Origin of the sequence: Pseudomonas sp. 3-2 (assembly GCF_019710535.1) — a bacterium.
Classification (GTDB): Bacteria; Pseudomonadota; Gammaproteobacteria; order Pseudomonadales; family Pseudomonadaceae; genus Aquipseudomonas; species Aquipseudomonas pharyngis.
In genome coordinates, this window is sequence record NZ_CP081200.1 from 4,919,386 (window position 1) to 4,943,065 (window position 23,680).

Below are 23,680 nucleotides of genomic sequence, written 5' to 3' on the forward strand. Positions count from 1 at the left end.
TCGCGATAGCAGGTTTTCGTTTGAGTTGCTAAAAGGTACATCTTTGAAAATGCCTGCGAAAGGAACTCGATAATGCCCGCCACTTTCACCAAAAGCGCACTGCTGCTGAGCCTGATGCTCGGCCTCGGTCAGGCCCACGCCGCCAACCAGTCGAGCCCCGTCGCACTGGCCGCCACTCACGGCATTCCGCACCCGGCGGTGATCGCCCACCGTGGCGCCTCCTTCGATGCCCCGGAATCCACCGCTGCGTCCTACAAACTGGCCCGCGACCTGGGCGCCGATTACCTGGAAATGGATTTGCAACGCAGCAAGGACGGCGTGCTGTTCGCCCTGCACGACGACAACCTGCAACGCACCACCGACGTCGCCACCAAGTTCCCGGAGCGCAAGGACAGCCCGGCCAATGCCTTCACCATGGCCGAACTGAAAACCCTCGACGCCGGCAGCTGGTACAACGCCAAGTACCCGGATCGCGCCCGCCCGTCCTACGTCGGTCTGAAGATTCTGACCCTCGACGAAATCATCGACATCGCCCAGGCCAACCCAAAGCACAAACCCGGCCTGTACATTGAAACCAAGGAGCCGAAGCTGTTTCCGGGGATCGAGCATGACCTGAAGGAAAAACTCCAGGATCGCGGCTGGTTGAGCCCGGCCGGTTCGAAACTGGCGAAAAGCGCTCTCGGTGTCGGTCAGGGCAAAGGCAAGGTGATCCTGCAGACGTTCGAGAAGAGCAGCCTGGAAATGCTGCAGAAGGAAATGCCGCAGGTGCCGAAAATCCTGTTGCTGTGGGTCGGCGAAGGCAGCATCGAGCCGAAATCCAAAGTGACCTTTGCCGAATCCGGCGAGAAGGACAAGAACGCTTTCTACGGTAAGCAGGAGCCGAAATCCGAAGCCGAGTTCAAGCAGTGGATCGACTACGCCAAGGCTCAGGGCGCGATCGGCACTGGTCCTTCGGCGAAGCTGACCCACGGCGGCGATCAGAGCTATTCGGATCTGGTGCAGCCCTGGATGAACCAGTACACCCACGATCAGGGCCTGCTGGTGCACGTCTACACCGTGGATGAGCCGGTGGACTTCGAGAAAGTCATGGCCGCCGGCGTCGACGGCATCTTCACCAACCGCGCCAGCGAACTGCTGAAGTTCTACAAACGCCCGGCCGCCGCCAGTGTGGATCAGGTGTTGAAGAACAACGGCTTCTGATCTGCAAATTCGGGCGTCAGTATCGCGAGCAGGCTCGCTCCCTCGGGGAGTCCGGCCTGCTCGCTGCGTTTTAAGGGTGAATTAAGTTGCGGCGATTAACCTGAACTCACTTAAACGAATCACCCAAAGGAATAACCGATGAAAACTTTGACTGCCCTGTTTACCGCTGCCGCCCTGACCCTCACCGCTGGCCTGGCCCAGGCTGACGTTCGCGTTGACCAGATCCCGCAACTGGTCAAGGAAGGCAAGATCAAATCGCTGGAGTCGATGAACGCAGAAGCGCTGAAACTGCATCCGGGTGCGACCATTACCGACACCGACCTGGATAACCACTTCAATGGTTATGAGTACGAAGTTGAACTCAAAACTGCCGATGGCAAAGAATTCGATGTGGACTTCGATGCCACCACCGGCAAAGTGTTGAGCAACAAGCAAGACACTTGATTCACCCCAACAATCCCCGTGGGAGCGAGCCTGCTCGCGATAGCGCTGGATCAGTCAATATTGAATCGGCTGACCGGACGCCATCGCGAGCAGGCTCGCTCCCACATTGTTTTGTGGTGACCTTAAGCTGAGGTGCTGACCAGCGAGCCGGAAGTACCGCTGTCCGAATCCTGCAACGCCGCCAACAACGCCGCCGTCGCCGTCTGCAACGAAGCCGACGTCGTCGCGATCTGCGATTGTGCAGCCGCCACATCCGCAGCCTTGGCGTCCTGACTTTCCTGCTTGGCCTGAGCCGCTTGCAACGCCTGCTGCTCTTCCTGCAACTGCTTCTGCAGCTCGGCAATCTGCTTGCGCAGTTCCTTCACCGTATCCGATTCATCGCTGCTGGAACTGCTGTCGCCCGCCGGCGCCGCGCCACCGCCCGCCGCCACTTTGCTGGTGTCTGCCTTCACGCCAGTGCTGGCCGCCGCAGTGGTCGAGGTGTCGTCGCCCGTGTCGGCAATCGAGGTTTTGCTGGTAGACGTAGTGACGGTCTGATTGATCGAAACAGACGTGATGCTGACCATGGGAAATCTCCAATGCCGGTGATAGATAACCGGGCATCGGCGGCGGTCTGCACGAATTGAGATCGACTGTGTACCGACTCGGTATCCGAACCGGTACACAGTCCCTGGCCGGTCAGACGCTCAGGCGAGCGGTGACGTCGTTCAGTTGGCCGGACAGGCCATGCAGGTTCTGGCTGGCGCTTTCGGTGCGCTGCACGTTGTCGAGGTTGGTGCTGGCGATCGAGGTGATCTCGGTCAGGTTGCGCGAGATGTCTTCGGCCACCGAGGTCTGCTCTTCGGCTGCCGTGGCGATCTGACGGTTCATGTCGCGGATTGCTTCCACCGCGTGGGTGATGCGCTCGAGCATGGCGCCGGCCTGGGTCACTTGCTCGACGCTTTCATCGCTGCGGGTCTGGCCGCTGTCGATGGCGTGGGCCGCATCCACCGCGCCGGTCTGCACGCTGTGGATGATCTGGTTGATCTCGATGATCGACTCCGCCGTACGCTGCGCGAGGTTGCGCACCTCATCGGCAACCACCGCAAAACCACGCCCGGCTTCACCGGCACGGGCCGCTTCGATGGCGGCGTTGAGCGCCAGCAGGTTGGTCTGCTCAGCGATCCCGCGAATCACTTCCAGCACCTTGCCGATGCGGCCGCTGTCGGCTTCCAGACGACGGATGACCGTGGCGGTGTTGGCGATTTCGCCACGCATCTGGGTGATGCTGTGGATGGTGCTCTGCATGACCTTCTCGCCCTGTTGCGCGGACTGGTCGGCATCGTCGGCAGCACGAGCGGCGTCGGCCGCATGACGGGCGACTTCCTGGGCAGTGGCGGACATTTCGTTCATCGCCGTGGCCACCTGATCGGTGCGGCTGAACTGCTCATTGGTGCCGCCGGCCATGACGGTGGCGATGGCGTTCAACTCACCGCTGGCACTGTCCAGATCCTTGGCGCTGCGTTGCAGATGATTGAAGGTTTCGGCGAGGAAATCGCGCAGGGTGTTGGCGGCAGCCGCCAGGTTGCCCAGTTCGTCCTGACGGTCGCTGACCACGCGCTCGACCAGACGGCCCTTGCTCAATTGGGTGACATAGTCGATGAGCTTGCGGATCGGCTCGACCAGGTTGCGGTTGACCAGCCACAGGCTCAGCAAACCAATCAGCAAACCCGACGCGAGCATCACCAGCAGCCCCAGCCACACAGTGCGATCAGCACTGGCGCTGATCTGCGCCGATTGCTCGGTGCCCTGCTTGCGCAACTCGGCGACCAGTTCGCTCATCTGATCGCTGGCGGCACGGTCAACGCCTTTGACGGCGGCATCGCCAGCAGTCGGATCGGCACCGGCGGCGACGTAGGCATCACGACCCTTCTGGTACGCAGCGCCGAGCAGACGATGTTCTTCGCGCAGGCGTTCGATGCGGGTTTTCAGCGCAGGCTCGAGGCCTTTCTGGTTGGCCAGCTCACCGAGGATGCCCTGCACATCGCGCTGACGGTCTTCGAACTGGCCCCAGTACTTGGCCAGATCCGCCGGTTGCTTGCCGCGCAGCAGGACGTTTTTCCACTCCTGGACCTGCACCTTGAATTGCAGGTTGGCTTCGTCGATCAGTTGCGAAGTGTGCAAGGGGCCGGCGATCAACTGGCTGTAACTCTGCACGCCGTTGGACAGGAAGTGAAAGCAGGCCAGCGCGATCAACAGCATCGCCAGCAGGCTGCCGCTCAGCAGGGCGAGAATTTGCGCTCTCAGGGATTTTTGCAGCATTGCAGGTACTCGGGACAGGGATGAGGCACGTCCGGTAAGACGTGATTTTTTAGCCGGACATCCGTGTCGGCGGACCTTGGCTCTTGGCCGAAGGCGCGCAACCTAACTCATGCGTGATCGGCGTGCCAGAGGCCTTCTTGAGTCATTTCCGACGGCCGGTAACGCGTTGATTTGACGTCATTTTGCTGTCACACAAGCGTCATGTGACATTGCGATGATGCGGCTCAGGTGAATCTGCAAATCCCGCGACAGACGCCTCCTCGCAGCGAGCCTTCATGAACCACAGCCTCGATATCAGCCATCGCGATCCTGACCTGTTCGGCCTGCTTTACGGCTTTCGATTTCGCCCCGGCGAACGCGGGCGCGAGGTGGATTCGGCGACCGCCCTGCGCTGCCTGCAAGACGATAGCGACAGCGATGAGTTTCTCTGGCTGCACCTGAACCTGGCCCACGCCGCGTGCGAGCGCTGGATGAAAAGCCATCTGCAGTTGCCCGAAGAATTTTTCGAAGCGCTGCACGAAGGTTCGCGTTCGACCCGCATCGAGCATGTCGATTCGGCGTTGCTGGCGGTGGTCAACGATGTGGTGTTCAACCTCAGCAGCATGGTTTCTTCAGACGTTTCGACGTTGTGGGTCTGCGTGCGCAGCAAACTGATCGTCAGTGCGCGTCTGCAACCGCTGCACTCAGTGGACAAGCTGCGTTCGTCGGTGAAGTCCGGCGAGTGTTTTCGTTCGCCGCTGGAACTGCTGGTGCACCTGCTGCGCGATCAGGGCGAAGTGCTGACCCAGATCGTGCGCAAGACCAGCATGAGCGTCGATCAGGTCGAGGACGAATTGCTCTCCTCGCGGCTGTCGACCAACCGCGCCGAACTCGGTGCCAACCGGCGAGTGCTGGTGCGCCTGCAACGACTGCTGGCGCTGGAACCGGGTTCGCTGCTGCGCCTGCTCAATCGGCCGCCGCCGTGGCTGCAGAAGGAAGACGTGAAGGAGCTGCGCAAGTCCACCGAGGAGTTCGCGCTGATCATCAACGACCTCACGGCTCTGGGCGAGCGGATCAAGCTGTTGCAGGAAGAGATCGCCGCCAACCTCAACGAACAGAGCAACCGCACGCTGTTCACCCTGACCGTGGTCACGGTGCTGGCGCTGCCGATCAACATCATTGCCGGTTTCTTCGGCATGAACGTCGGCGGTGTGCCACTGGCCACCGACCCGGAGGGGTTCTGGATTCTGGTGGCGCTGGTGGCAACGTTTACCGTGATCGCCGGGCGCTGGGCGTTTCGCAAACGCCGGGATTATTAAGACCGGCGGCGCGGCTAATCCGCCAAACACTGATCTGTCGCAGCCTCTCTGTAATATTTAGCAACGATCATGGGCGACACTCCTTCCCCCGCTCAGGATTGTCCGCCCATGGCTACTCCCTCCCTGACCGTCAGCCCGGCCTCCGCTGCCAGTGGCAGGCCGGCGCTCGACAAAAAAACCGGCCCCTTCACTTACGTGGTGTTCTTCGCCGTGCTGGCCATGGGAATGCTGTTCACCGCCTACAGCCTGATGCACGACATGCACGAACTCGGCACGGTGGTCACCACCTGGACCCCGTTCCTGCTGCTCGGCGTGGCGCTTCTGATTGCGCTGGGCTTCGAGTTCGTCAACGGCTTCCACGACACCGCCAACGCCGTGGCCACGGTGATCTACACCCACTCTCTGCCGCCGAATGTGGCCGTGGTGTGGTCGGGATTCTTCAACTTCCTCGGCGTGCTGCTGTCCAGCGGTGCAGTCGCGTTCGGCATCATTGCGCTGCTGCCAGTAGAGTTAATTCTGCAGGTCGGCTCGTCCGCCGGTTTCGCGATGATCTTCGCCCTGCTGATCGCGGCGATCCTGTGGAACCTCGGCACCTGGTGGCTGGGCCTGCCGGCCTCGTCGTCGCACACGCTGATCGGTTCGATCATCGGCGTCGGCGTGGCCAATGCCCTGATGCACGGTCGCGATGGCACCAGCGGTGTGGACTGGGCCCAGGCGACCAAGATCGGTTACGCGCTGCTGCTGTCGCCGCTGGTGGGTTTCGGTTGCGCGGCGCTGTTGCTGCTGGCGTTGCGCGCGTTCGTGAAAAACCGTTCGCTGTACAAGGCGCCGGAAGGCAATACCCCGCCGCCGTGGTGGATTCGTGGCTTGCTGATTTTGACCTGCACCGGCGTGTCGTTCGCTCACGGTTCCAACGACGGTCAGAAAGGCATGGGCCTGATCATGCTGATTCTGGTCGGCACCCTGCCGATGGCTTATGCACTGAACCGCACGATGCCGGAAGAACAGTCGCTGCAATTCGCCGCCGTCGCCCAAGTGACCCAGCAAGCGCTGGTGAAAAGTGCACCACTGCCGGCACCGGCCGATCCGCGCGCCGTGCTCTCCGACTACGTGCGCAGCAAGGAAGCCACGCCACAACTGATCCCGGCCCTCGCCGTCCTGACCGGGCACATCGGTGAAGAAGTCAAAGGCTACGGCTCGCTGGCGAAAGTCCCGGCCGAGGCCATGGGCAACGTGCGTAACGACATGTACCTGGCCAGCGAAACCATTCGCCTGATGGACAAGAACAAGGTCGGCACCTTCGACGCCGACACCAGCGGCAAGCTGCAACTGTTCAAGCAACAGATCGACAACGCCACCCGGTTCATTCCGTTGTGGGTGAAGATCGCGGTGGCGATTGCGTTGGGGCTGGGCACCATGGTCGGCTGGAAGCGGATCGTGGTCACGGTCGGCGAGAAGATCGGCAAGACCCACCTGACCTACGCCCAGGGCGCCTCGGCGGAAACCGTGGCGATGCTGACCATCGGCGCCGCCGACATGTTCGGTCTGCCGGTGTCGACCACTCATGTGTTGTCCTCGGGCGTGGCCGGGACCATGGTCGCCAACGGTGGCGGTTTGCAGATGAAGACCATCCGCAATCTGCTGATGGCGTGGGTACTGACATTGCCGGCGGCGATTCTGTTGTCGGGCAGCCTGTATTGGCTGTTTACCCAGATTTTCTGATCCAGCGGAATCCCTGTGAGAGCCCTTGCTCCCACAGGGATTTGCGGCAGAAATCAGAGCGTCGAACGAATCAAATCCCCCAGCCAGTCCATGAACACCCGCACCCGCAACGGCAGCTGCCGCTGCCTCGCGTACAACAGTGAAATGCCCATCGCCGGCGCGGTGTATTGCGGCAACACCGTCACCACCTCACCGGTGTCCAGATAGGTATTCATGCCGGTGCGCGGCACCTGGATCAGACCAAACCCGCCCAGACATGCCGACTCGTACGCATCGGTGCTGTTGACCGTCACACTGCCGGCCATCGGCACCCGGTGGACCTGTCCGTCCTGCTCGTAGACAAACCCTTCCGAACGCGAACCCAGCACACCGACGTAGTGCACCAGTCGATGCTGCGCCAGATCTTCAATGGTCTGCGGCACGCCGTAGCGCTCCAGGTACTCGGGGCTGGCGCAGTTGATCATGCTGAAATCCCCCAGGTGCCGCGCCACCACCGATTGATCGGGCTGCGCGCCGATGCGCAGCACGCAATCGAAACCTTCGGCGAGCAGGTCGACCCGGCGATCAGTGCTGCTGATTTCCAGTTCCAGGTTCGGATGACGGGCCATGAATTCCGGCAGCTTCGGCATGATCAGCCGCCGCGCCAGAATGTTCGGCATGTCAATCCGGATCCGCCCGGTCAGCGACGCTTCGTCCTGACGGAACAGGTTTTCGATTTCGTCCATGTGCGACAGCAGATCCTTGCTCCGCTCATACAGCGCGAGGCCGTCCTGAGTCGCCTGGACCTTGCGCGTGGTGCGTTGCAGCAGGCGCGTGCCGAGCAGGCTTTCCAGCGCCTGCACCTGCTCGGATACCGTTGAGCGCGGCAGCCCCAGACTCTCCCCCGCCATCGTGAAACTCGACAATTCGCTGACCCGGACGAAGGTGCGCAGCAGTTCCAGTTTGTTCATGGGCCACCCGTTGATTGTTCGGACAGTTCGACCAGTGATTCCGGTTTCAGTCTGTTTATCACCTCATGGCGGATAAATAAACTGTGCCCCATCAACCGTCACCGCCATCGAGGAAAACCCATGAACCGCAAAATCGCATTGATCACCGGTGCCAGCCGTGGCCTCGGCAAGAACGCCGCCCTGCACCTCGCCGCGCAAGGCGTGGACATCATCGGCACCTACAACAGCCGCACCGATGAAGCCCAGGCGCTGGTGCAGGAACTGCAAACACTCGGCGCCAAAGCCGTGATGCTGCAACTGGATGTCGGCCGCAGCGAAGGCTTTGCCGATTTCGCTGTGCGAGTCGAACAGGCGCTGCAACAGCTCGAGTGTCCGCGCTTCGATTTCCTGATCAACAACGCCGGAATTGGCGTGCATGCGTCGTTCGCCAACACCACGCCGGGGCAGTTCGACCTGCTGATGAACGTGCAGTTGAAAGGGCCGTTCTTCCTGACTCAGCAACTGCTGCCGCTGATCAACGATGGTGGGCGAATCATCAACATTTCCAGCGGTCTGGCGCGCTTCACCCTGCCGGGTTATGCCGCTTACGCTGCGATGAAAGGCGCGATGGAAGTGTTGACCCGTTATCAGGCCAAGGAGCTGGGGGCGCGGCAGATCGCCGTGAATATCCTGGCACCGGGCGCCATCGAAACCGACTTCGGCGGCGGCGCGGTGCGCGACAATTCGGCGTTGAATGCAATGGTCGCCAGCAACACCGCCCTGGGCCGTGCCGGGCAGCCGGATGACATCGGCGGTGCGCTGGCGCTGCTGCTGTCGCCGGGGGCGCAGTGGATCAACGGTCAGCGGATTGAAGCGTCGGGCGGGATGTTTCTCTAAACCCTGCAAAAATCCCGGACAAAAAAAATCGCAGCCCTCACAGGCGGCGATTTTTTGTTTTCAGCTCTGGCAGACGCTCCGCATCACCAGTCGCTCGCGCACCACGTCATAACCCCAGTGGTAGACGTAGGTGTACGGCAGGAAGAACAGCAGCACGCCGATGTCGAGCAGGAACGCCTGCCACAGGCTGACCGACAGCCACCAGGCAATCAGCGGCACGCCCATCACGATCAACCCGCCCTCGAACAGCAGCGCGTGCGCCACTCGCACCCAGGCGTTGTGGGCGATGTTCCAGCGCTTGAGCATCCGGTCGAAGAAGCCGTTGAACACCACGTTCCAACCCAAGGCCAGCAACGCGATGGCGATAGTGACGGCGCCCATTTCGACCAGCGGTTTGCCCATGATCCACGCCAGCAACGGGGTACAGATCAGGATCGCCAGCAGTTCGAAACCGATGGCCTGGAAGATACGCTCAGTGATGGATTTGTTGGCAGTCATGGCCGAAGTCCTCTGTGAAGATGGTTGTCATGATCCAGCACCACACCGATACTTCATAACCAATAACCATCGATCAAGGCGATAGTTCATGGCATCTCAGGAAGTGTTGCTCGCGTTTGTACAGGCGGCGACTCAAGGCTCGTTTTCAGCGGCAGCGCGCAAACTCGGGCGCAGTCAGTCGACCGTGAGTGCGGCGGTGGCGAGTCTGGAGATTGATCTGGATCTGGTGCTGTTCGACCGCAGCAGCCGCAAGCCGACCCTGACCCCGGCCGGGCACGTGATGCTGCAACGGGCCGAGGCGATTCTGTCGGCCACCAGCCGAATGGAAATGACCGCCCGGCAATTGGCCCAGGGCGTCGAGCCGAAACTGACGGTGGCGATTTCCGACACTTATCAGTCCGACCGCTTCGAAGCGGCACTGGTGGGGTTCGAGCAGCGTTATCCGGATCTGGAGCTGGAATGCCTGATCGCCGAGTGCGATGACCTGATCGAACTGGTGCAGCGCGGTCGGGCGCACCTGGCGTTCGCCGAGATGCAGGAAAACTACCCACCGGATCTCGCGAGCGCGACCGTCGCCGAGCGTACGGAAATCGCCTTGTTCGTGGGACGTGGCCATCCGTTGGCGACACAGGAATCCATCGATCAAACGGTCCTTGAACAGCATCGCGAGCTGCGCCTGGCCACCATCGTCAATCCCTATGACAGTCGCGGCAAAGGCCGGGTGTGGTCGGCGCCGAGTTATCTGATGTTGCTGGAAATGGCCGAGAAAAGTTTCGGCTGGGCGCCGCTGCCGCGCTGGCTGGTGGAGCGTTTCGGCAATGACTTGCTGGTGGAACTGAAGGTGCGCGGCTGGCCGAAACCGGTGTTCGTCGATGCCCTGTGGTCGCGGCTGTACCCGCCGGGGCCGGCGGGGAGCTGGTTGCTGAGCAAGATGCTGGAATAGCTCAGGCCGCCTCGATGGCTGCCGGGCGGTTCACCTGAAAATACTCGTGCAACCCGCGCATCGTCGGCAACTCCAGCGCTTGCGCCGCGTAACACAATCCCACCCGTCGGGTCGGTGCCGGCAGGTGCAGCGCGCGCACGACAATGCGCTCATGCCCGCTCACCAGCGACTGCGGCAACATCGCCACGCCGACACCCGCCGCCACCATGTGCAACGCCTGTTGCAGTGAACCGGCGTGCCCCGCCACCGCTTCCGGCGAGCGTCCGTACAGCGCCATCAACCGTTGATGCGAAGGATGTTGCGGACAGGTGATCCAGTCTTCGATCGGCGCCCAGCCTGCCTGCGCGTTGGCCATCGGATGGTCGAGAGGCAGCGCCATCACATACGACTCTTCCCACAGCGGCAGGAACAGTTCGTCCTCGCAGCACATGTCCTCGACCGCCAATCGACCATCGCCGTGGCAGCCCTCTTCCAGGGTCAGCAGCAGATTGGGCAATGCCTGATGGGCCATCCGCACGAAGGCTTCGATGTGGCTGGCGGCGATGTCGCCCTCGATGCCGAGGGTCAGCGGTACGCGATTTTCGCGGCCGCGAAACATCCGGCTCAGCGCCTCGGATTCGGCCACCATCCGGCGTGCCTGCGGGTACAGCAGTCGCGCTTCGTCGCTGACGTCCACACCACGGGGCTGACGCACGAACAGCGTCGCGCCGAGTTCTTCTTCCAGCTGTTTGATGGTCACCGACAACGTGGGCTGGCTGATGAACAGCCGTTGCGCGGCAGCGGTGATGTTGCGTTCTTCGAACACCGCGAGGAAGGCTTTGAGATGGCGGAGATCCATAGGAGATTCCGATAGCAGACAGAGGAATAAGGCATTTTTCAGCCTCCAGCGGGCTAAATATACTGCGTCACGAATCTGGTTATTTGTTTTTCTTATTTCAGGAGTTCAACCATGAGCAAGCCCTTGATCATCATCACCGGCGCCAGCTCGGGCATCGGCGAAGCCACCGCCCGCCGCTTGAGCGCGGCCGGCCATCCACTGTTGTTGCTGGCCCGGCGCATCGAACGCCTTGAAGCTCTGGCACTGCCGAACACCCTCAGCCGCCGCGTCGACATCACCGACCGCGGCGCTTTGCTGGAAGCTGTGGCCGAAGCGGAAGCGCAATTCGGGCCGGCCGATGCGCTGATCAACAACGCCGGGGTGATGCTGCTGGGCGAGATGAGCAAGCAGGATCCGGCGCAGTGGGACCAGATGCTCGACGTCAACGTGAAAGGCCTGCTCAACGGCGTGCACGCGGTGGTGGCCGGGATGATCGAGCGCAAGCATGGCACCATCATCAACGTCAGCTCGGTGGCCGGGCGCAAGACCTTCCCCAACCATGTGGCCTATGTCGGGACCAAGTTTGCGGTGCATGGGCTGTCGGAGAATCTGCGTGAAGAGCTGTAGCCGCATAACGTGCGGGTGACCACGATTGCGCCGGGTGCGGTAGAGACCGAGTTGCTGAGCCACACCACGGATGAGGCGATCAAGACCGGGTATCAGGCCTGGAAGCAGGACATAGGGGGGACGGTGTTGAGTGCTGAAGATGTGGCGACGGCGATTGCCTATGCGTATGGGCAGCCGCAGGGGGTTTGTATTCGCGAGATTGTGATGGCTGCCACGCGCCAGCAAGCCTGATCCATTGTTACAGACCTTGATGGCCCCTTCGCGGGCAAGCCCGCTCCCACATTTGATCGCATTCCAATTGTGGGAGCGGGCTTGCCCGCGAAGAGGCCAATATTGCCAACGATCCTTTCGGATCAGTCCAATGCTTTAAGCCGCCCCTCGATAAACCGCCGCTCCGGCTCCTGCCGGGTCAATTCCAAGGCTCGCCGGTAAGCCACCCGCGCCTCCTCAACCCGCCCCAACTGCCGACAAAACTCCGCCCGCGCCGAATGCGCCAGGTGGTAATCCTGCAACTCCCCACGCCCCAGAATCCCCTCGATCAAGGTCAACCCCGCCAGCGCCCCGTCACGCTTGGCCACCGCCACCGCCCGGTTCAATTCGATCACCGGCGACGGCACCGCTCGCAGCAACACGTCATACAGCCCGACGATCTGCGCCCAGTCCGTTTCCCCCGCCGTCGGCGCTTCGGCGTGCACCGCCGCAATCGCTGCCTGCAGGCAGTAAGGCCCAAAGCGTCCCGTGGTCAGCGCCTTTTCCACCAGATCACAGCCTTCGGCGATCAGCTCGGCATTCCACAATCCGCGATCCTGATCATCCAGCAGAATCAGTTCTCCATCCGGCGTCGACCGCGCCGAGCGCCGCGATTCATGCAGCAGCATCAACGCCAGAAGCCCCATGACTTCCGGGTCCGGCAACAACTCCAGCAGCAACCGCCCGAGGCGGATCGCCTCACGGGTCAAGTCTTCGCGGGTCACCTGGGCGCCACCGGATGCCGAGTAGCCTTCGTTGAACACCAGATAAATCACCCGCAACACGCTGTCGAGGCGTTCGGGCAATTCGCTCAGGCTCGGTACTTGATAAGGGATTTTCGCGTCGCGGATCTTGGCCTTGGCCCGCACGATGCGCTGGGCAATCGCCGCCGGGGCCGAGAGGAATGCCCGGGCGATTTCCTCGGTGGTGAGGTCGCAGACTTCACGCAGGGTCAGCGGCACTTGCGCGTCCGCCGCCAGCGCCGGGTGGCAGCAGGTGAAGATCAGGCGCAGGCGATCGTCTTCCACGTCTTCGGCGTCCCATTCGGACTGTTCCAGTTCTTCCAGTTGCGCCAGCAACAACGGTTGCGAGGCCTTGAACCGTGCGCGACGGCGCAACACGTCAATTGCCTTGAAGCGTCCGGTGGACACCAGCCAGGTCCGCGGATTGTCCGGCACGCCGTCGCGCTGCCAGCGTTCGACCGCGACGAAGAACGCCTCGTGCAAGGCTTCTTCGGCGAGGTCGAAATCGCCGAGCAAGCGAATAAGGGTCGCGAGGATCCGCCGCGAGTCTTCGCGATAGACCTGCTCGACCCGCGCCCTGACTTCAGACATTCAACTGGCGCACGGGACGCACTTCGACGCTGCCGACCCGGGCCGCCGGAATGTTGCCGGCGACCTGAATCGCTTCGTTGAGGTCCCGCGCGTCGATCAGGTAGAAGCCGGCCAACTGCTCCTTGGTCTCGGCGAACGGGCCGTCGGTGATCGACAGCTTGCCGTTACGCATGCGCACCGTGGTGGCGGTCTGCACCGACTCCAGCGCTTCGGCGGCGACCATTCGGCCGCTGCCCTGGATCGACTCGGCGTAGGCCCAGCATTCGGCATCTTCCGGGCTGTCGGGCGACGAATGCAGCAGGCGCTCATCGCTGTAGACCAGGCATAAATACTTCATGGCGTTCTCCTGAATCGGACGAATCAACTATGGCTGAAGATCAGGGTTTCGCATCGAACAGGGTCGAGCCGGTCATCGGATCGAACGGCGCCGACCAGTGCTCGTGGGCAATTTTCCAGGCACCGCCGACCAGCCGATAACAGGCGGTGGCGCGCATCCAGCAACTCTGGGTTTCGCCCTGTTCATTGGTACCGCCGCAGTTGGCAACCCAGTGGGCGAAGGCGATGTTGTCGCCTGTTTCGATCGCGATTTCGTGGAACTCGAAGATGTGCGGGCCGGGGCACATTTCCATGCAATCCACCCAGTGCGCGCGGTAGGCCGGTTTGCCCTTGAATTGCAGGGCCTTGATCGCATCGAACGAGAGGATGTCGTCGGCGTACAGCGCCATGACTTTCTCGACGTCCTTGGTCATGACGGCTTCGCGGTAGGTGGTGATCAGGGTCTGGATATCGCTTTGTGCGCTCATGGTGTTCTCCGTGGTTTTTGTTGTGAAGACACACTTAGTCGTTCGGCGATTTGCCGGATCGACAGCTGAAACAAAAAAATTCCAGCGAACGCAAAGTCGCTAGAATCCGAGGCTCATCTTTGTAGGAAAAAGGAAATTCCCTTGTCAGCCAAACTCGTGCCGTACGAGAGCCTTAACGCCTTGCAGCGCCAGCAGGTCGAAGCGATTGAAATCCACGCCGAGCAGATCAAGTTCTCCGGCGACATCCACGGCGCCCTGCACACGCTGCTGTCGAAACCCGGCCCCGGCGTAAAGGGTTTTGCCCTGCTGGCAGAAGATAAGCCAGTGGCGTTCCTGCTGCTCAAGCGCCCGCCGGTTCTGCCGGAATGGGCCGATGAACACAGCGCCACCCTGCATGCGTTGCAGGTCGATCACCGCGCACAGGGCAAGGGTTACGGCAAGGCCTGTCTGCTGGCGCTGCCGGAAGTTGCGCGCCAGACCTGGCCGGAAATCAAAGGGCTGGAGCTGTCAGTGGACGCCGACAACGACGCTGCGATTGCGCTGTACGCCAAGTACGGCTTCGTCGACAGCGGCGAAGCGTACAAGGGCCGCATCGGTTACGAGCGGCGCATGGGGTTGTTCTTCTAATCGTCGAGGGAGCAACGATGATCGATTCAATCGAAGCGCTGGAAGCCATCTACGGCTTGCCCCACGAGCGAGCGGTGCGCAAGCAGATCGGTTTTCTCAACGAGGATTATCAGGCGATGGTCCGGGTTTCGCCGTTGGTGATTGTCAGCTCGGTGGGTGCCGACGGCATCGACGGTTCCCCGCGTGGTGATGCGCCGGGGTTTGTGCGGATCATTGACGAGCGCACCCTGGCCCTGCCGGATCGTCCGGGCAACAACCGCATCGATACCTTGCGCAACGTGTTGCACGATCCACGGGTGTCGCTGTTGTTCATCATTCCGGGAATTGGCGAAACGTTGCGGGTCAACGGTACGGCGACCATCAGCGCTGATCCCGAGTTGCTGGATAGCTTCGCGGTGAACGGCAAACCGGCGCGTACGGTGTTGCTGGTGACGGTGGAGGCGGCGTTCTTTCATTGCTCCAAGGCATTCGTGCGTTCGGATGCGTGGAACCCTGAAACGCACTTGCCGCGCTCGACGCTGCCGACGGCGGGCGCGTTTCACAAGCGTCTGAATGATGGGCAGTTTGATGCCGAGGCTTACGACCGCGAGGCCCCGAAGCGAGTGCTCGACACGCTGTACTGACCAAAACTTGCAAACACCATTTTCCCTTGTGGGAGCGGGCTTGCTCGCGAAGGCGGTGGGTCAGTCAAACTAAATATCGACTGACACGACGCCTTCGCGAGCAAGCCCGCTCCCACAGGGGATTTGCAGTGTTCTTCAGAGAGTCAGAATCATCTCGTGCCACGCCATCCCGCCGTGGTCGGATTCGGACGGTTTGATGTAGGCAAAACCGAACCCGGCGTACAGCGGGATGTGCCGTTCCTTGCACATCAGGTGAATCGTCGCCTTGCCCTGCTCGCGCATGCGTTCGATGAATTCGCCCAGCAGACGCTTGGCCAGGCCCAGGCCCTGATAGTCCGGGTGCACCACCACCGACATGATCACCACGTTCGGCCCCGCCGGGTCGTGGCCGATCAACTCCTTGAACGCCTCGTCGGACATCTGCACGTCAAATGCCGCACCGGAGTTGATGAAGCCGGCAACCTGCCCGTCCACCTCGGCGACGATGAAACCGTCCGGCCAGGTGGCGATGCGCGTGGCGATCTTCTCGCGGGTCGCGGCTTCGTCGCCCTCGTAGGCGAGGGTTTCGATGGCGTAGCAGCGATCCAGGTCGGCGGCGGTGACGTGGCGGATGAGGGTGTTCATGGCGGCTCGAAATCAGTGGAAACAAGGCCGCCAAGGATAAAGGAATAAGGTGTTCATATCGATCCGCGCAGGGGGCGTAAAGCCTGCGTATAAGCGCTTTTCTTCGGATTCGGGACGGTCTATTTCTGGTGCCTGTCTCTGATCACCCGAGGGGGGAACCGTTTATGAGCAGCGTGGAAATCGGTTTGTTGATGGTGTTGGGCATCAGCTTCTTCGGCTTCATTACCCTGGGCATTGATCTGTTGCGGGCACGACGGATCAAGGGCAAGTAAGGCTCGACCGGCAGCGCGAAGCGGGGTCGCGCTGCCGGTTGCCGATCAGGTTTTCTTTTCCACCGGGACGCAGATTTCCAGCTTGCCGGTATTGAGCTTCGGGTTGAAATCGGCGCTGTAGCGTTCCAGCTCCGGGGCGTTGAGCCCTTTGTATTCGGATGCCGGCAGCCAGGTTTTGTAGATGTAATCAATGGTCTGCGGCAACTGATCCAGCGAACCCTTGTGTTCGAACACCGCGTACTGGCGCGGGAGGATTTCGATCCACGGATACTTTTCCTGTGGAAACTCATCGAGCTTGCTGATCTCGACCCCGGCCATGTAGTCAAAACCGCCGTTGCCGTCGAAATTGCTGCAGACACCGTAGGTCACTTCGCCCTTCTGCCCCGGAATATGTCCGATGTGCGGGATCAGTTTTTCCCACAGCGCAGGGATGTCCTGAACGGTCTCTTTGGTGAAGCGATCGCGAAAACCTGCAATCAGCAGGAAGTGTCCATGTTCGAAGCGAGGTTCAGCCACTTCGACGCGTTTTTGCTCATCCATGACTCGACTCCTTGAACGAAAAAAGTGGGTTCGGCTGGGAGTATAGAAGCCAAACCCGATTCGCACATTTACAGCGTATGCAGGGCCTCGGCGGCCCCGGAGCCGACAAACTCGTTATAACCGGATACGATCACGTAGACCGCGAAATAGCAGAAGATCGCGGCAGATGCCATGTACGAATAGCGCAGCAGTTTGTCGCCCAGCAACTTGCCGCCATGGCTCGCGGCGAAACACAGTCCCGCCGACCACAGCAGCCCGGCGCACAGGAAACCACCGAGAAACAGCGCAGAGCTGAGTGGACCGCCGCCACCGGAACGGGCGATCAACGTACCGCCCACCGCCGCAAACCAGAGGATGGCGCTCGGCGACGACATGGCGAGAAAAATCCCACGGAAGAACTCCTTGCGATGGGAGTTCTGGCCGACCTCGGCGGTCGCCGCCAATTGCGCCTCGTGGTGGATCGCCGAATAGATCATCTTCGCCGCGAAGTAGATCAAGAGCGCCGAACCGCCGATCCACAGCACCCAGCGCACGGTTTCGTATTGCAGCAGAACGGTCATTCCGGCTAGCGCCAGCACCGCGTAGACCAGGTCACCGACGCAGGTGCCGAGGCCCAGTGCAAAGCCTTGAAAATAGCCGCGCTGCATCGCCAGGGTGATCATCGCGATGTTGGCCACGCCGATATCCAAGCACAGCGAAAGGCTCAGCAAGAAGCCGCTGGTAAATTCCATCAACCGGTTTTCCTTGAGAAAAATTTGTTTACAAAGGCTCTGGACAGTATGCCATCGCTGACCTTATCGTCCGCCACAGGTCACCGCAGTGACCAGCGTCGCTCGGACGGTTCCGGGCGCTTACGTTATCCGAGGCAACAATGGCTGAACAAGGTTCGCCGCGCCGCTTTGCGCGCATTGATCGACTCCCCCCTTACGTTTTCAACATCACCGCCGAGCTGAAGATGGCCGCCCGACGTCGTGGCGAAGACATCATCGACTTGAGCATGGGCAACCCCGACGGCGCCACGCCGCCGCACATCGTTGAAAAACTGGTGCAGGTTGCGCAACGCGAAGACACCCACGGTTACTCCACGTCCAAGGGCATTCCGCGCCTGCGCCGGGCGATTTCCAACTGGTACAAGGAGCGCTACGCGGTCGATATCGACCCGGAAAGCGAAGCCATCGTCACCATCGGTTCCAAGGAAGGCCTGGCGCACCTGATGCTGGCGACCCTGGATCAGGGCGACACCGTGCTGGTGCCAAATCCGAGCTACCCGATTCACATCTACGGTGCCGTGATTGCCGGCGCCCAGGTGCGGTCGGTGCCGCTGGTGCCGGGCGTGGACTTCTTCGCCGAGCTGGAGCGGGCGATTCGCGGCTCGATCCCGAAACCGAAGATGATGATCCTCGGCTTCCCGTCGAACCCGACCGCGCAGTGCGTGGAGCTGGACTTCTTCGAACGGGTGATCGCCCTCGCCAAACAGTACGACGTGCTGGTGGTGCACGACCTGGCCTACGCCGACATCGTCTACGACGGCTGGAAAGCCCCGTCGATCATGCAGGTGCCGGGCGCCAAGGACATTGCGGTGGAGTTTTTCACCCTGTCCAAGAGCTACAACATGGCGGGCTGGCGCATCGGTTTCATGGTCGGCAACCCGGAACTGGTCAGCGCCCTGGCGCGGATCAAGAGCTACCACGACTACGGCACCTTCACCCCGCTGCAGGTGGCCGCGATTGCTGCGCTGGAAGGCGATCAGCAATGCGTGCGCGATATCGCCGAGCAATATCGCCAGCGCCGCAACGTGCTGGTCAAAGGCCTGCATGAACTGGGCTGGATGGTCGAAAACCCGAAAGCTTCGATGTACGTCTGGGCGAAGATTCCCGACGCCTACGCGCACCTCGGTTCGCTGGAATTCGCCAAGAAGCTGCTGGCCGAGGCCAAGGTCTGCGTCTCGCCGGGTGTCGGTTTTGGTGAGTATGGCGACGATCACGTGCGCTTCGCGCTGATCGAAAACCAGGACCGGATTCGCCAGGCGGTACGCGGGATTCGCGGGATGTTCCGGGCGGATGGTCTGGTGACCAAATCCTGAGGTGATGATTGTTCCCACGCTCTGCTTGGGAACGATCAATCCACCAAGCACAAAAAAACCGCATCGCTGCGGTTTTTTTGTGTCTTGCGTTCGAGGTTAAACGAACAGCGACAACAACAGAATGAAGCCCAAACCCACCACCGACAGGATGGTTTCCATCGCGGTCCAAGTCTTGAAGGTCTCGGCGACGGTCATGTTGAAGTACTGCTTCACCAGCCAGAAACCGGCGTCGTTGACGTGGGACAGAATCAGCGAGCCGGCACCGGTGGCCAGCACCAGCAGCTCACGGTTCACGCCCGGAATCATCCCCACCACCGGCACCACAATGCCTGCACCGGTGATGGTCGCCACGGTGGCCGAACCGGTCGCGATGCGGATCACCGCGGCCACCAGCCATGCCAGCAGGATCGGCGAGATCTGCGCGCTGACCGCCATGTGGCCGATCACGTCGCCCACGCCGCTGGTCACCAGCATCTGCTTGAAGCCACCACCGGCACCGATGATCAGGATGATCGCGGCAGTCGGCGCCAGGCTCGCGTCGAGCCATTTGAGCATCTGCTGAGAACCGATGCCCTGCTTGTGACCGAAGGTGTACAGCGACAGCAGCAATGCCAGCAACAGTGCCGAAATCGGGTGACCGATCATGTCCATCCAGGTGCGGAAGAAATGACCGTCCGGCAGCGCCACGTCAGCGAAGGTTTTTAGCAGCATCAGGAACACCGGCAGCAGCACGGTGACCAGGGTGATGCTGAAGCTCGGCAGATTGGCCGAATCGTTTTCACGGGCCAGTTGATCGACCAGTTCCTGGTTCGGATGACCCGGAATGTGCTTGGCGATGAACGTACCGAAGATCGGACCGGCGATGATGGCGGTCGGCAGTGCGACGATCAGACCGTAAAGAATGGTCTTGCCGATGTCGGCACCGAACACGCCGATGGCCAGCAGCGGGCCCGGGTGCGGCGGCACCAGACCGTGCACGGCGGACAGGCCGGCGAGCAGCGGGATACCGATCTTGATGATCGACACACCGGTGCGGCGAGCCACGATGAACACCAGAGGAATCAGCAGCACGAAGCCGATTTCGAAGAACAGCGGAATGCCCACCAGGAACGCGGCGAACATCATCGCCCACTGAACCTTGTCCTTGCCGAAGGCGCGGATCAGGGTCTGGGCGATCTGATCGGCACCGCCGGATTCGGCCATCATCTTGCCGAGCATCGTACCCAGCGCGAGGATGATGCCGACGAAACCGAGCACGCCACCGAAGCCGTCCTGGAACGCCTTGATGATGGTGCCGATCGGCATGCCGGAGGTCAGGCCGAGGAACGCGGCGGCAATGGTCAGGGCAATGAAGGGGTGAATCTTGAATTTGGTGATCAGGACGATGAGTCCGATCACCGTAACCACTGCATCGAGCAGCAGGTAGGCGTCATGGGACATGCCAAACATGAGGGGGTGTCTCCTGGTTTGTTGTTGTTATTAAAGCGGGTTAATCAGAAGTCGCATGGACAGCGCTATCTTCGCAATCACACTCATACCGCCTGTTTCAGGCCATGGGCCTGCCACCAGACGTGGGCTTGCGATGCGAGCTCTTCAACGCTGTGGATCGAAGCATTCAGGGCCAGGGTCAACGGCTCGCCCTTGGGCGATTCGAGGGTGGCGAACTGGCTTTCGATCAAGGTGGCCGGCATGAAGTGGCCCGGACGGTGGGACACACGTTCGGCGGCGACTTCAGGCGTCAATTCGAGGAACACGAAACCCAGACCCGGCAAGGCGCTGCGCAGCACTTCGCGATAACTGTGTTTGAGGGCCGAGCAGGTCAACACCGGGCGTTCGCCCAGGGCGTCGACGCGGCGCAGTTCGTCGCACAGGCTGTCGAGCCAGCCGGCACGGTCTTCGTCGTTCAGGGGGATCCCCGCGCTCATCTTTTCGATGTTCGCGGCCGGATGGAAAGTATCGCCTTCAATGGCAGTGGCGCCGCTCAATTGGCACAGGGCCTCGCTGACGCACGTCTTGCCGCAACCGGCAACGCCCATGATGACCAGGGCGGTGATGGGATGATTCATGTAACACCTCAGCGCGCAGACAGCGCTACCTTTGCTAGCTATGACTCTAGTGCACAGGCAGAAGTTGCCGACGCCTTCTTGTCGTTTTTTTGGGTTGCAGCAGGTTTTGTCCGTACGCCAAAAAGCGAGGATCAGGCAGGACCTCGCTTACGCATTTGCAGCTGCATAAGGACAGCGCTACCTTAGTGCCTTGATTTTTGTTTGGCAAGCTGCCCGATGACCACCCCTAAAAACGATAAAAACACCCGCACCACCGGCCGTCCCACCCTTAATGAAGTCGCCCGTCTGGCCGGCGTCAGCCCGATTACCGCTTCCCGCGCCCTGCGTGGGGTCAGCACGGTTGCCACCGAACTGGTGGAAAAAGTCCAGAAAGCCGCGCTGGAACTCAACTATGTGGTCAACCCCGCCGCCCGCGCCCTGGCCTCGGCCCAGAGCCATTCGGTGGTGGTTCTGGTGCCTTCGCTGTCCAACCTTTTATTCATCGACACCCTGGAAGCCATTCATCGGGTACTGACGCCCAAAGGCTTCGAAGTGCTGATCGGCAACTTCCACTATTCGCGCGATGAAGAAGAAAACCTGCTGCGCAACTACATGGCCTATCAGCCACGCGGTTTGCTGCTGACCGGTTTCGACCGCACCGAAAGTTCGCGGCGGATGATCGAGGCCAGCAACATTCCCTGCGTGTACATGATGGAACTGGACAGCGCCGCCGGGGTGAACTGCGTCGGCTTCTCGCAGCTCAGCGCCGGCGAAACGGCTGCCGAACATTTGCTGTCCCGTGGCCGCAAGCGTCTGGCGTACATTGGCGCGCAGCTTGACCAACGCACCCTGCTGCGCGGCGAAGGCTTTCGCAAAGCGCTACAGAAGGCCGGTCGCTACGATCCGGATCTGGAAGTGCTGACCCCGCGCGCATCGTCCGTGGGCCTGGGTGGCGAGTTGTTCCTGCAATTGCTGGCGGCGCATCCGGATGTCGATGCGATCTTCTTCGGCAATGACGACCTGGCTCAGGGCGCCCTGCTCGAAGCGCTGCGCAACGGGATCAGGATCCCCGAACAAGTGGCGATCCTCGGCTTCAACGACCTGCCGATGTCCGAGCACATGGTGCCGCGCCTGAGCAGCATCAACACGCCCCGCGAGGCGATCGGCAAGCGTGCAGCGGAACAGATGCTGACATTGATGGCGGGCAACAGTGTGGCGTGGCCGGTGGAAGACATGGGCTTCGAACTCAAAATCCGCGAGAGCACCTGACTCAACCGCCCAGCAACTCCACCAGAGCCAGCGCGCCCTTCTGAAGCGGCTGGCTCTTGAGCCATACCGCATGCACCGGCAGCACCAGGCCGTTTTCGATGTTGCGGAAATTCAGCCGTTTCAGCCGTCCGCTATCAAGCCAGGGCTGCACCACCGACAGCGGAAAATTGCCCCAGCCCAACCCTGCCTCGACCATCTCCAGCGCCGTTTCCAGGTTGTCGGTGCGCCAGTGGGATTCGGCCACCAGCGGCCGGGTTTCGCTGATCGGCAAATCACGACTGCCGACGACGATCTGCCGCACATGCACCAGATCCTCGAGAAACAGATCCTGTCCCTGCAACAGCGGGCTATCCGCCGCCAGCGTGGCGATCATTCGCTCACTGCCGACGAACTGAAACCGTTCCAGCACATTCACGCTCAACCCGGCGAACGCCAGGCACACGCTGACCCGGCCACTGTGAAGCATTGCCAGCACATCATCCTGCGGCGCAGTCAGCACTTCGATGTCGAGCAGCGGATGACGTTCGCTGAGGTCCTTGATCGCTGTCAGCAACCGTCGGCGGTCGATATCCGCCGCCACGCCGATCGACAACTTGCTCTCCAGCCCCAGCGACAACTGCACCGCGTGTACCTGCAATTGCTTGAGCTGATCGGCGATCAGCCGCGCATGGGGTACCAGCGACAGCGCCATCGCAGTGGGTTGCGGTTCGCGATGGCTGCGATCAAACAGCGAGTAACCGAGTTCGGCCTCCAGATTGCCGATGGCCATGCTCACCGCCGACGGGACTTTGCCTAATGCCCTGGCCGCGGCGGAAAACGAGCCGCGCTCGATCACGGCAAGAAACAGCTCGATGCTTTCACTGTTGAAATTCACGTCTCACACCTGTCAATAAAACTGAAAGCTACTGACTTTTTCTGTCACCTCTATTGAAGCTATCTTTCGTCGCCTTCGCCAGTCCCACTGGCCACAAGTCGCAAGAAAGAGGCAATTCCCCATGCAAGGCGTTAAACGCAAACTGGTCTATGTGTCGCTCTATGAAGTGATCGGCATGACCTTCTCGGCCCTTGGCCTGGCCCTGTTGTCCGGCACTTCGCCCGGCAGCACCGGCCCGCTGGCGGTGATCATCACCACCATCGCCGTGACCTGGAACTTTATCTACACCTCGCTGTTCGAACGCTGGGAAAGCCGTCAGGTGTCGCGCACCCGCACGGTGAAACGGCGCATCGCCCACGCCGTCGGCTTCCAACTGACGCTGATCGTGTTCCTGATTCCGCTGATCGCCTGGTGGATGAACATCAGTCTGGTGCAGGCCTTTTTGCTGGATCTGGCGCTGATCGTGTTCATCCCTTGCTACACCTTCGCGTTCAACTGGCTGTTCGATAAGGTGTTCGGCCTTCCGGCCTCGGCATTGCCGGATCCGCAGCCCGCGACATAAATCGTTAATTGGTAAGCGAATATTGCAAGAAATCGGCGGTTTTCCCGTGCCAACCGCCGATATAAACAATCCTTGATTTCCGATAGCAGGCTAAGCTTT

The 23,680-nt window shown here is 61.1% G+C and carries 25 protein-coding genes and 1 pseudogene; 12 read left to right on the forward strand and 14 right to left on the reverse strand.

The window, feature by feature from the left end; translation table 11 throughout:
- The first annotated feature begins 72 nt into the window (after nt 1–72).
- Together K3819_RS22255 and K3819_RS22260 are read left to right on the forward strand one after the other, a co-directional pair.
- Complete coding sequence (locus K3819_RS22255) at nt 73–1,200, forward strand: glycerophosphodiester phosphodiesterase (RefSeq protein ID WP_221397958.1); 1,128 nt, start codon at nt 73–75, stop codon at nt 1,198–1,200.
- Nucleotides 1,201–1,338: 138 nt separating this feature from the next.
- Entirely contained in the window at nt 1,339–1,644 is a 306-nt protein-coding gene (locus tag K3819_RS22260) for a PepSY domain-containing protein (protein WP_007963131.1), read from the forward strand.
- Between the two features lie 122 nt (nt 1,645–1,766).
- Here K3819_RS22260 and K3819_RS22265 read toward each other — a convergent pair whose 3' ends face one another.
- Nucleotides 1,767–2,210: a hypothetical protein gene (locus K3819_RS22265; protein ID WP_221397959.1), complete on the reverse strand. Its 444-nt coding sequence runs from the start codon at nt 2,208–2,210 to the stop codon at nt 1,767–1,769.
- Between the two features lie 112 nt (nt 2,211–2,322).
- Nucleotides 2,323–3,945, reverse strand: coding sequence for a methyl-accepting chemotaxis protein (locus K3819_RS22270; RefSeq protein ID WP_221397960.1), 1,623 nt, complete (start codon nt 3,943–3,945; stop codon nt 2,323–2,325).
- 275 nt (nt 3,946–4,220) lie between these two features.
- Here K3819_RS22270 and K3819_RS22275 point away from each other — a divergent pair, with 275 nt between their 5' ends.
- Both K3819_RS22275 and K3819_RS22280 read left to right on the forward strand, forming a co-directional pair.
- Nucleotides 4,221–5,243 (forward strand): transporter, encoded by a 1,023-nt coding sequence (locus K3819_RS22275; protein WP_064598851.1) that lies wholly within the window; start codon nt 4,221–4,223, stop codon nt 5,241–5,243.
- Between the two features lie 108 nt (nt 5,244–5,351).
- Nucleotides 5,352–6,965 carry an inorganic phosphate transporter gene (locus K3819_RS22280; RefSeq protein ID WP_064598853.1) on the forward strand — a complete coding sequence of 538 codons (1,614 nt, stop codon included), beginning with the start codon at nt 5,352–5,354 and terminating at the stop codon, nt 6,963–6,965.
- A 53-nt stretch (nt 6,966–7,018) separates the two neighbouring features.
- On the opposite strand, the gene K3819_RS22285 is transcribed toward K3819_RS22280, so the two are convergent.
- A complete protein-coding gene (locus K3819_RS22285; RefSeq protein WP_221397961.1) occupies nt 7,019–7,915 on the reverse strand; it encodes a LysR family transcriptional regulator in 897 nt (298 codons plus the stop codon).
- 120 nt (nt 7,916–8,035) lie between these two features.
- On the opposite strand from K3819_RS22285, the gene K3819_RS22290 reads away from it, so the two are divergent.
- Nucleotides 8,036–8,791 (forward strand): SDR family NAD(P)-dependent oxidoreductase, encoded by a 756-nt coding sequence (locus tag K3819_RS22290; protein ID WP_221397962.1) that lies wholly within the window; start codon nt 8,036–8,038, stop codon nt 8,789–8,791.
- Nucleotides 8,792–8,851: 60 nt separating this feature from the next.
- Here the strand turns inward: K3819_RS22290 and K3819_RS22295 are convergent, their stop codons facing one another.
- Nucleotides 8,852–9,289, reverse strand: coding sequence for a multidrug/biocide efflux PACE transporter (locus tag K3819_RS22295; protein ID WP_074688259.1), 438 nt, complete (start codon nt 9,287–9,289; stop codon nt 8,852–8,854).
- An 88-nt stretch (nt 9,290–9,377) separates the two neighbouring features.
- Between K3819_RS22295 and K3819_RS22300 the strand changes: the two genes are divergently transcribed.
- A complete protein-coding gene (locus tag K3819_RS22300) occupies nt 9,378–10,232 on the forward strand; it encodes a LysR family transcriptional regulator (RefSeq protein WP_221397963.1) in 855 nt (284 codons plus the stop codon).
- 1 nt (nt 10,233) lies between these two features.
- On the opposite strand, the gene K3819_RS22305 is transcribed toward K3819_RS22300, so the two are convergent.
- Nucleotides 10,234–11,070, reverse strand: a complete 837-nt coding sequence (locus tag K3819_RS22305) for a LysR family transcriptional regulator (RefSeq protein ID WP_221397964.1) — start codon at nt 11,068–11,070, stop codon at nt 10,234–10,236.
- 111 nt (nt 11,071–11,181) lie between these two features.
- Between K3819_RS22305 and K3819_RS22310 the strand changes: the two are divergent.
- Nucleotides 11,182–11,907 (forward strand): annotated as a pseudogene (locus tag K3819_RS22310) (SDR family oxidoreductase).
- A gap of 122 nt (nt 11,908–12,029) precedes the next feature.
- Here the strand turns inward: K3819_RS22310 and K3819_RS22315 are convergent.
- Genes K3819_RS22315 through K3819_RS22325 form a run of 3 tightly spaced genes read right to left on the reverse strand, consistent with a single transcriptional unit; the run spans nt 12,030 to nt 14,062 of the window.
- Nucleotides 12,030–13,259: an RNA polymerase sigma factor gene (locus K3819_RS22315; RefSeq protein ID WP_221397965.1), complete on the reverse strand. Its 1,230-nt coding sequence runs from the start codon at nt 13,257–13,259 to the stop codon at nt 12,030–12,032.
- Nucleotides 13,252–13,596: a YciI family protein gene (locus tag K3819_RS22320; RefSeq protein WP_007951101.1), complete on the reverse strand. Its 345-nt coding sequence runs from the start codon at nt 13,594–13,596 to the stop codon at nt 13,252–13,254. Before K3819_RS22320 ends, K3819_RS22315 begins: the two co-directional genes overlap by 8 nt.
- Before the next feature lie 40 nt (nt 13,597–13,636).
- Complete coding sequence (locus tag K3819_RS22325) at nt 13,637–14,062, reverse strand: nuclear transport factor 2 family protein (protein ID WP_221397966.1); 426 nt, start codon at nt 14,060–14,062, stop codon at nt 13,637–13,639.
- 141 nt (nt 14,063–14,203) lie between these two features.
- Here K3819_RS22325 and K3819_RS22330 point away from each other — a divergent pair, with 141 nt between their 5' ends.
- Entirely contained in the window at nt 14,204–14,689 is a 486-nt protein-coding gene (locus K3819_RS22330; protein ID WP_221397967.1) for an N-acetyltransferase, read from the forward strand.
- Between the two features lie 17 nt (nt 14,690–14,706).
- Nucleotides 14,707–15,312, forward strand: coding sequence for a pyridoxamine 5'-phosphate oxidase family protein (locus K3819_RS22335; protein WP_221397968.1), 606 nt, complete (start codon nt 14,707–14,709; stop codon nt 15,310–15,312).
- A 135-nt stretch (nt 15,313–15,447) separates the two neighbouring features.
- Here the strand turns inward: K3819_RS22335 and K3819_RS22340 are convergent, their stop codons facing one another.
- The 3 genes from K3819_RS22340 to K3819_RS22350 form a co-directional block, all read right to left on the reverse strand.
- Nucleotides 15,448–15,936: a GNAT family N-acetyltransferase gene (locus K3819_RS22340; RefSeq protein WP_064383694.1), complete on the reverse strand. Its 489-nt coding sequence runs from the start codon at nt 15,934–15,936 to the stop codon at nt 15,448–15,450.
- Nucleotides 15,937–16,253: 317 nt separating this feature from the next.
- Entirely contained in the window at nt 16,254–16,748 is a 495-nt protein-coding gene (locus K3819_RS22345; protein WP_085647330.1) for a GyrI-like domain-containing protein, read from the reverse strand.
- Nucleotides 16,749–16,816: 68 nt separating this feature from the next.
- The gene (locus K3819_RS22350) at nt 16,817–17,479 is read right to left on the reverse strand and encodes a LysE family translocator (protein ID WP_064598875.1); all 663 of its coding nucleotides are present in this window, start codon (nt 17,477–17,479) and stop codon (nt 16,817–16,819) included.
- Between the two features lie 140 nt (nt 17,480–17,619).
- Here K3819_RS22350 and alaC point away from each other — a divergent pair, with 140 nt between their 5' ends.
- Nucleotides 17,620–18,831 (forward strand): alanine transaminase, encoded by a 1,212-nt coding sequence (alaC, locus tag K3819_RS22355; protein WP_221397969.1) that lies wholly within the window; start codon nt 17,620–17,622, stop codon nt 18,829–18,831.
- Nucleotides 18,832–18,927: 96 nt separating this feature from the next.
- Here alaC and K3819_RS22360 read toward each other — a convergent pair whose 3' ends face one another.
- Together K3819_RS22360 and K3819_RS22365 are read right to left on the reverse strand one after the other, a co-directional pair.
- Entirely contained in the window at nt 18,928–20,280 is a 1,353-nt protein-coding gene (locus K3819_RS22360) for a GntP family permease (protein ID WP_085610768.1), read from the reverse strand.
- Between the two features lie 83 nt (nt 20,281–20,363).
- Complete coding sequence (locus K3819_RS22365) at nt 20,364–20,897, reverse strand: gluconokinase (RefSeq protein WP_064598881.1); 534 nt, start codon at nt 20,895–20,897, stop codon at nt 20,364–20,366.
- Between the two features lie 216 nt (nt 20,898–21,113).
- Between K3819_RS22365 and K3819_RS22370 the strand changes: the two genes are divergently transcribed.
- The gene (locus K3819_RS22370; RefSeq protein ID WP_221397970.1) at nt 21,114–22,145 is read left to right on the forward strand and encodes a LacI family DNA-binding transcriptional regulator; all 1,032 of its coding nucleotides are present in this window, start codon (nt 21,114–21,116) and stop codon (nt 22,143–22,145) included.
- Nucleotide 22,146: 1 nt separating this feature from the next.
- Here K3819_RS22370 and K3819_RS22375 read toward each other — a convergent pair whose 3' ends face one another.
- Nucleotides 22,147–23,019, reverse strand: coding sequence for a LysR family transcriptional regulator (locus K3819_RS22375; protein WP_221397971.1), 873 nt, complete (start codon nt 23,017–23,019; stop codon nt 22,147–22,149).
- 121 nt (nt 23,020–23,140) lie between these two features.
- On the opposite strand from K3819_RS22375, the gene K3819_RS22380 reads away from it, so the two are divergent.
- Nucleotides 23,141–23,581 (forward strand): PACE efflux transporter, encoded by a 441-nt coding sequence (locus K3819_RS22380; protein ID WP_064598890.1) that lies wholly within the window; start codon nt 23,141–23,143, stop codon nt 23,579–23,581.
- The last annotated feature ends 99 nt before the right edge of the window (nt 23,582–23,680 follow it).

What these genes read in the sequence shown, in the direction of transcription:
- K3819_RS22255 (WP_221397958.1), top strand. Translation starts at nt 73, where the DNA reads ATGCCCGCCACTTTCACCAAAAGCGCACTGCTGCTGAGCCTGATGCTC.
- K3819_RS22260 (WP_007963131.1), top strand. Translation starts at nt 1,339, where the DNA reads ATGAAAACTTTGACTGCCCTGTTTACCGCTGCCGCCCTGACCCTCACC.
- K3819_RS22265 (WP_221397959.1), bottom strand. Translation starts at nt 2,210, where the DNA reads ATGGTCAGCATCACGTCTGTTTCGATCAATCAGACCGTCACTACGTCT.
- K3819_RS22270 (WP_221397960.1), bottom strand. Translation starts at nt 3,945, where the DNA reads ATGCTGCAAAAATCCCTGAGAGCGCAAATTCTCGCCCTGCTGAGCGGC.
- K3819_RS22275 (WP_064598851.1), top strand. Translation starts at nt 4,221, where the DNA reads ATGAACCACAGCCTCGATATCAGCCATCGCGATCCTGACCTGTTCGGC.
- K3819_RS22280 (WP_064598853.1), top strand. Translation starts at nt 5,352, where the DNA reads ATGGCTACTCCCTCCCTGACCGTCAGCCCGGCCTCCGCTGCCAGTGGC.
- K3819_RS22285 (WP_221397961.1), bottom strand. Translation starts at nt 7,915, where the DNA reads ATGAACAAACTGGAACTGCTGCGCACCTTCGTCCGGGTCAGCGAATTG.
- K3819_RS22290 (WP_221397962.1), top strand. Translation starts at nt 8,036, where the DNA reads ATGAACCGCAAAATCGCATTGATCACCGGTGCCAGCCGTGGCCTCGGC.
- K3819_RS22295 (WP_074688259.1), bottom strand. Translation starts at nt 9,289, where the DNA reads ATGACTGCCAACAAATCCATCACTGAGCGTATCTTCCAGGCCATCGGT.
- K3819_RS22300 (WP_221397963.1), top strand. Translation starts at nt 9,378, where the DNA reads ATGGCATCTCAGGAAGTGTTGCTCGCGTTTGTACAGGCGGCGACTCAA.
- K3819_RS22305 (WP_221397964.1), bottom strand. Translation starts at nt 11,070, where the DNA reads ATGGATCTCCGCCATCTCAAAGCCTTCCTCGCGGTGTTCGAAGAACGC.
- K3819_RS22315 (WP_221397965.1), bottom strand. Translation starts at nt 13,259, where the DNA reads ATGTCTGAAGTCAGGGCGCGGGTCGAGCAGGTCTATCGCGAAGACTCG.
- K3819_RS22320 (WP_007951101.1), bottom strand. Translation starts at nt 13,596, where the DNA reads ATGAAGTATTTATGCCTGGTCTACAGCGATGAGCGCCTGCTGCATTCG.
- K3819_RS22325 (WP_221397966.1), bottom strand. Translation starts at nt 14,062, where the DNA reads ATGAGCGCACAAAGCGATATCCAGACCCTGATCACCACCTACCGCGAA.
- K3819_RS22335 (WP_221397968.1), top strand. Translation starts at nt 14,707, where the DNA reads ATGATCGATTCAATCGAAGCGCTGGAAGCCATCTACGGCTTGCCCCAC.
- K3819_RS22340 (WP_064383694.1), bottom strand. Translation starts at nt 15,936, where the DNA reads ATGAACACCCTCATCCGCCACGTCACCGCCGCCGACCTGGATCGCTGC.
- K3819_RS22345 (WP_085647330.1), bottom strand. Translation starts at nt 16,748, where the DNA reads ATGGATGAGCAAAAACGCGTCGAAGTGGCTGAACCTCGCTTCGAACAT.
- K3819_RS22350 (WP_064598875.1), bottom strand. Translation starts at nt 17,479, where the DNA reads ATGGAATTTACCAGCGGCTTCTTGCTGAGCCTTTCGCTGTGCTTGGAT.
- alaC (WP_221397969.1), top strand. Translation starts at nt 17,620, where the DNA reads ATGGCTGAACAAGGTTCGCCGCGCCGCTTTGCGCGCATTGATCGACTC.
- K3819_RS22360 (WP_085610768.1), bottom strand. Translation starts at nt 20,280, where the DNA reads ATGTTTGGCATGTCCCATGACGCCTACCTGCTGCTCGATGCAGTGGTT.
- K3819_RS22365 (WP_064598881.1), bottom strand. Translation starts at nt 20,897, where the DNA reads ATGAATCATCCCATCACCGCCCTGGTCATCATGGGCGTTGCCGGTTGC.
- K3819_RS22370 (WP_221397970.1), top strand. Translation starts at nt 21,114, where the DNA reads ATGACCACCCCTAAAAACGATAAAAACACCCGCACCACCGGCCGTCCC.
- K3819_RS22380 (WP_064598890.1), top strand. Translation starts at nt 23,141, where the DNA reads ATGCAAGGCGTTAAACGCAAACTGGTCTATGTGTCGCTCTATGAAGTG.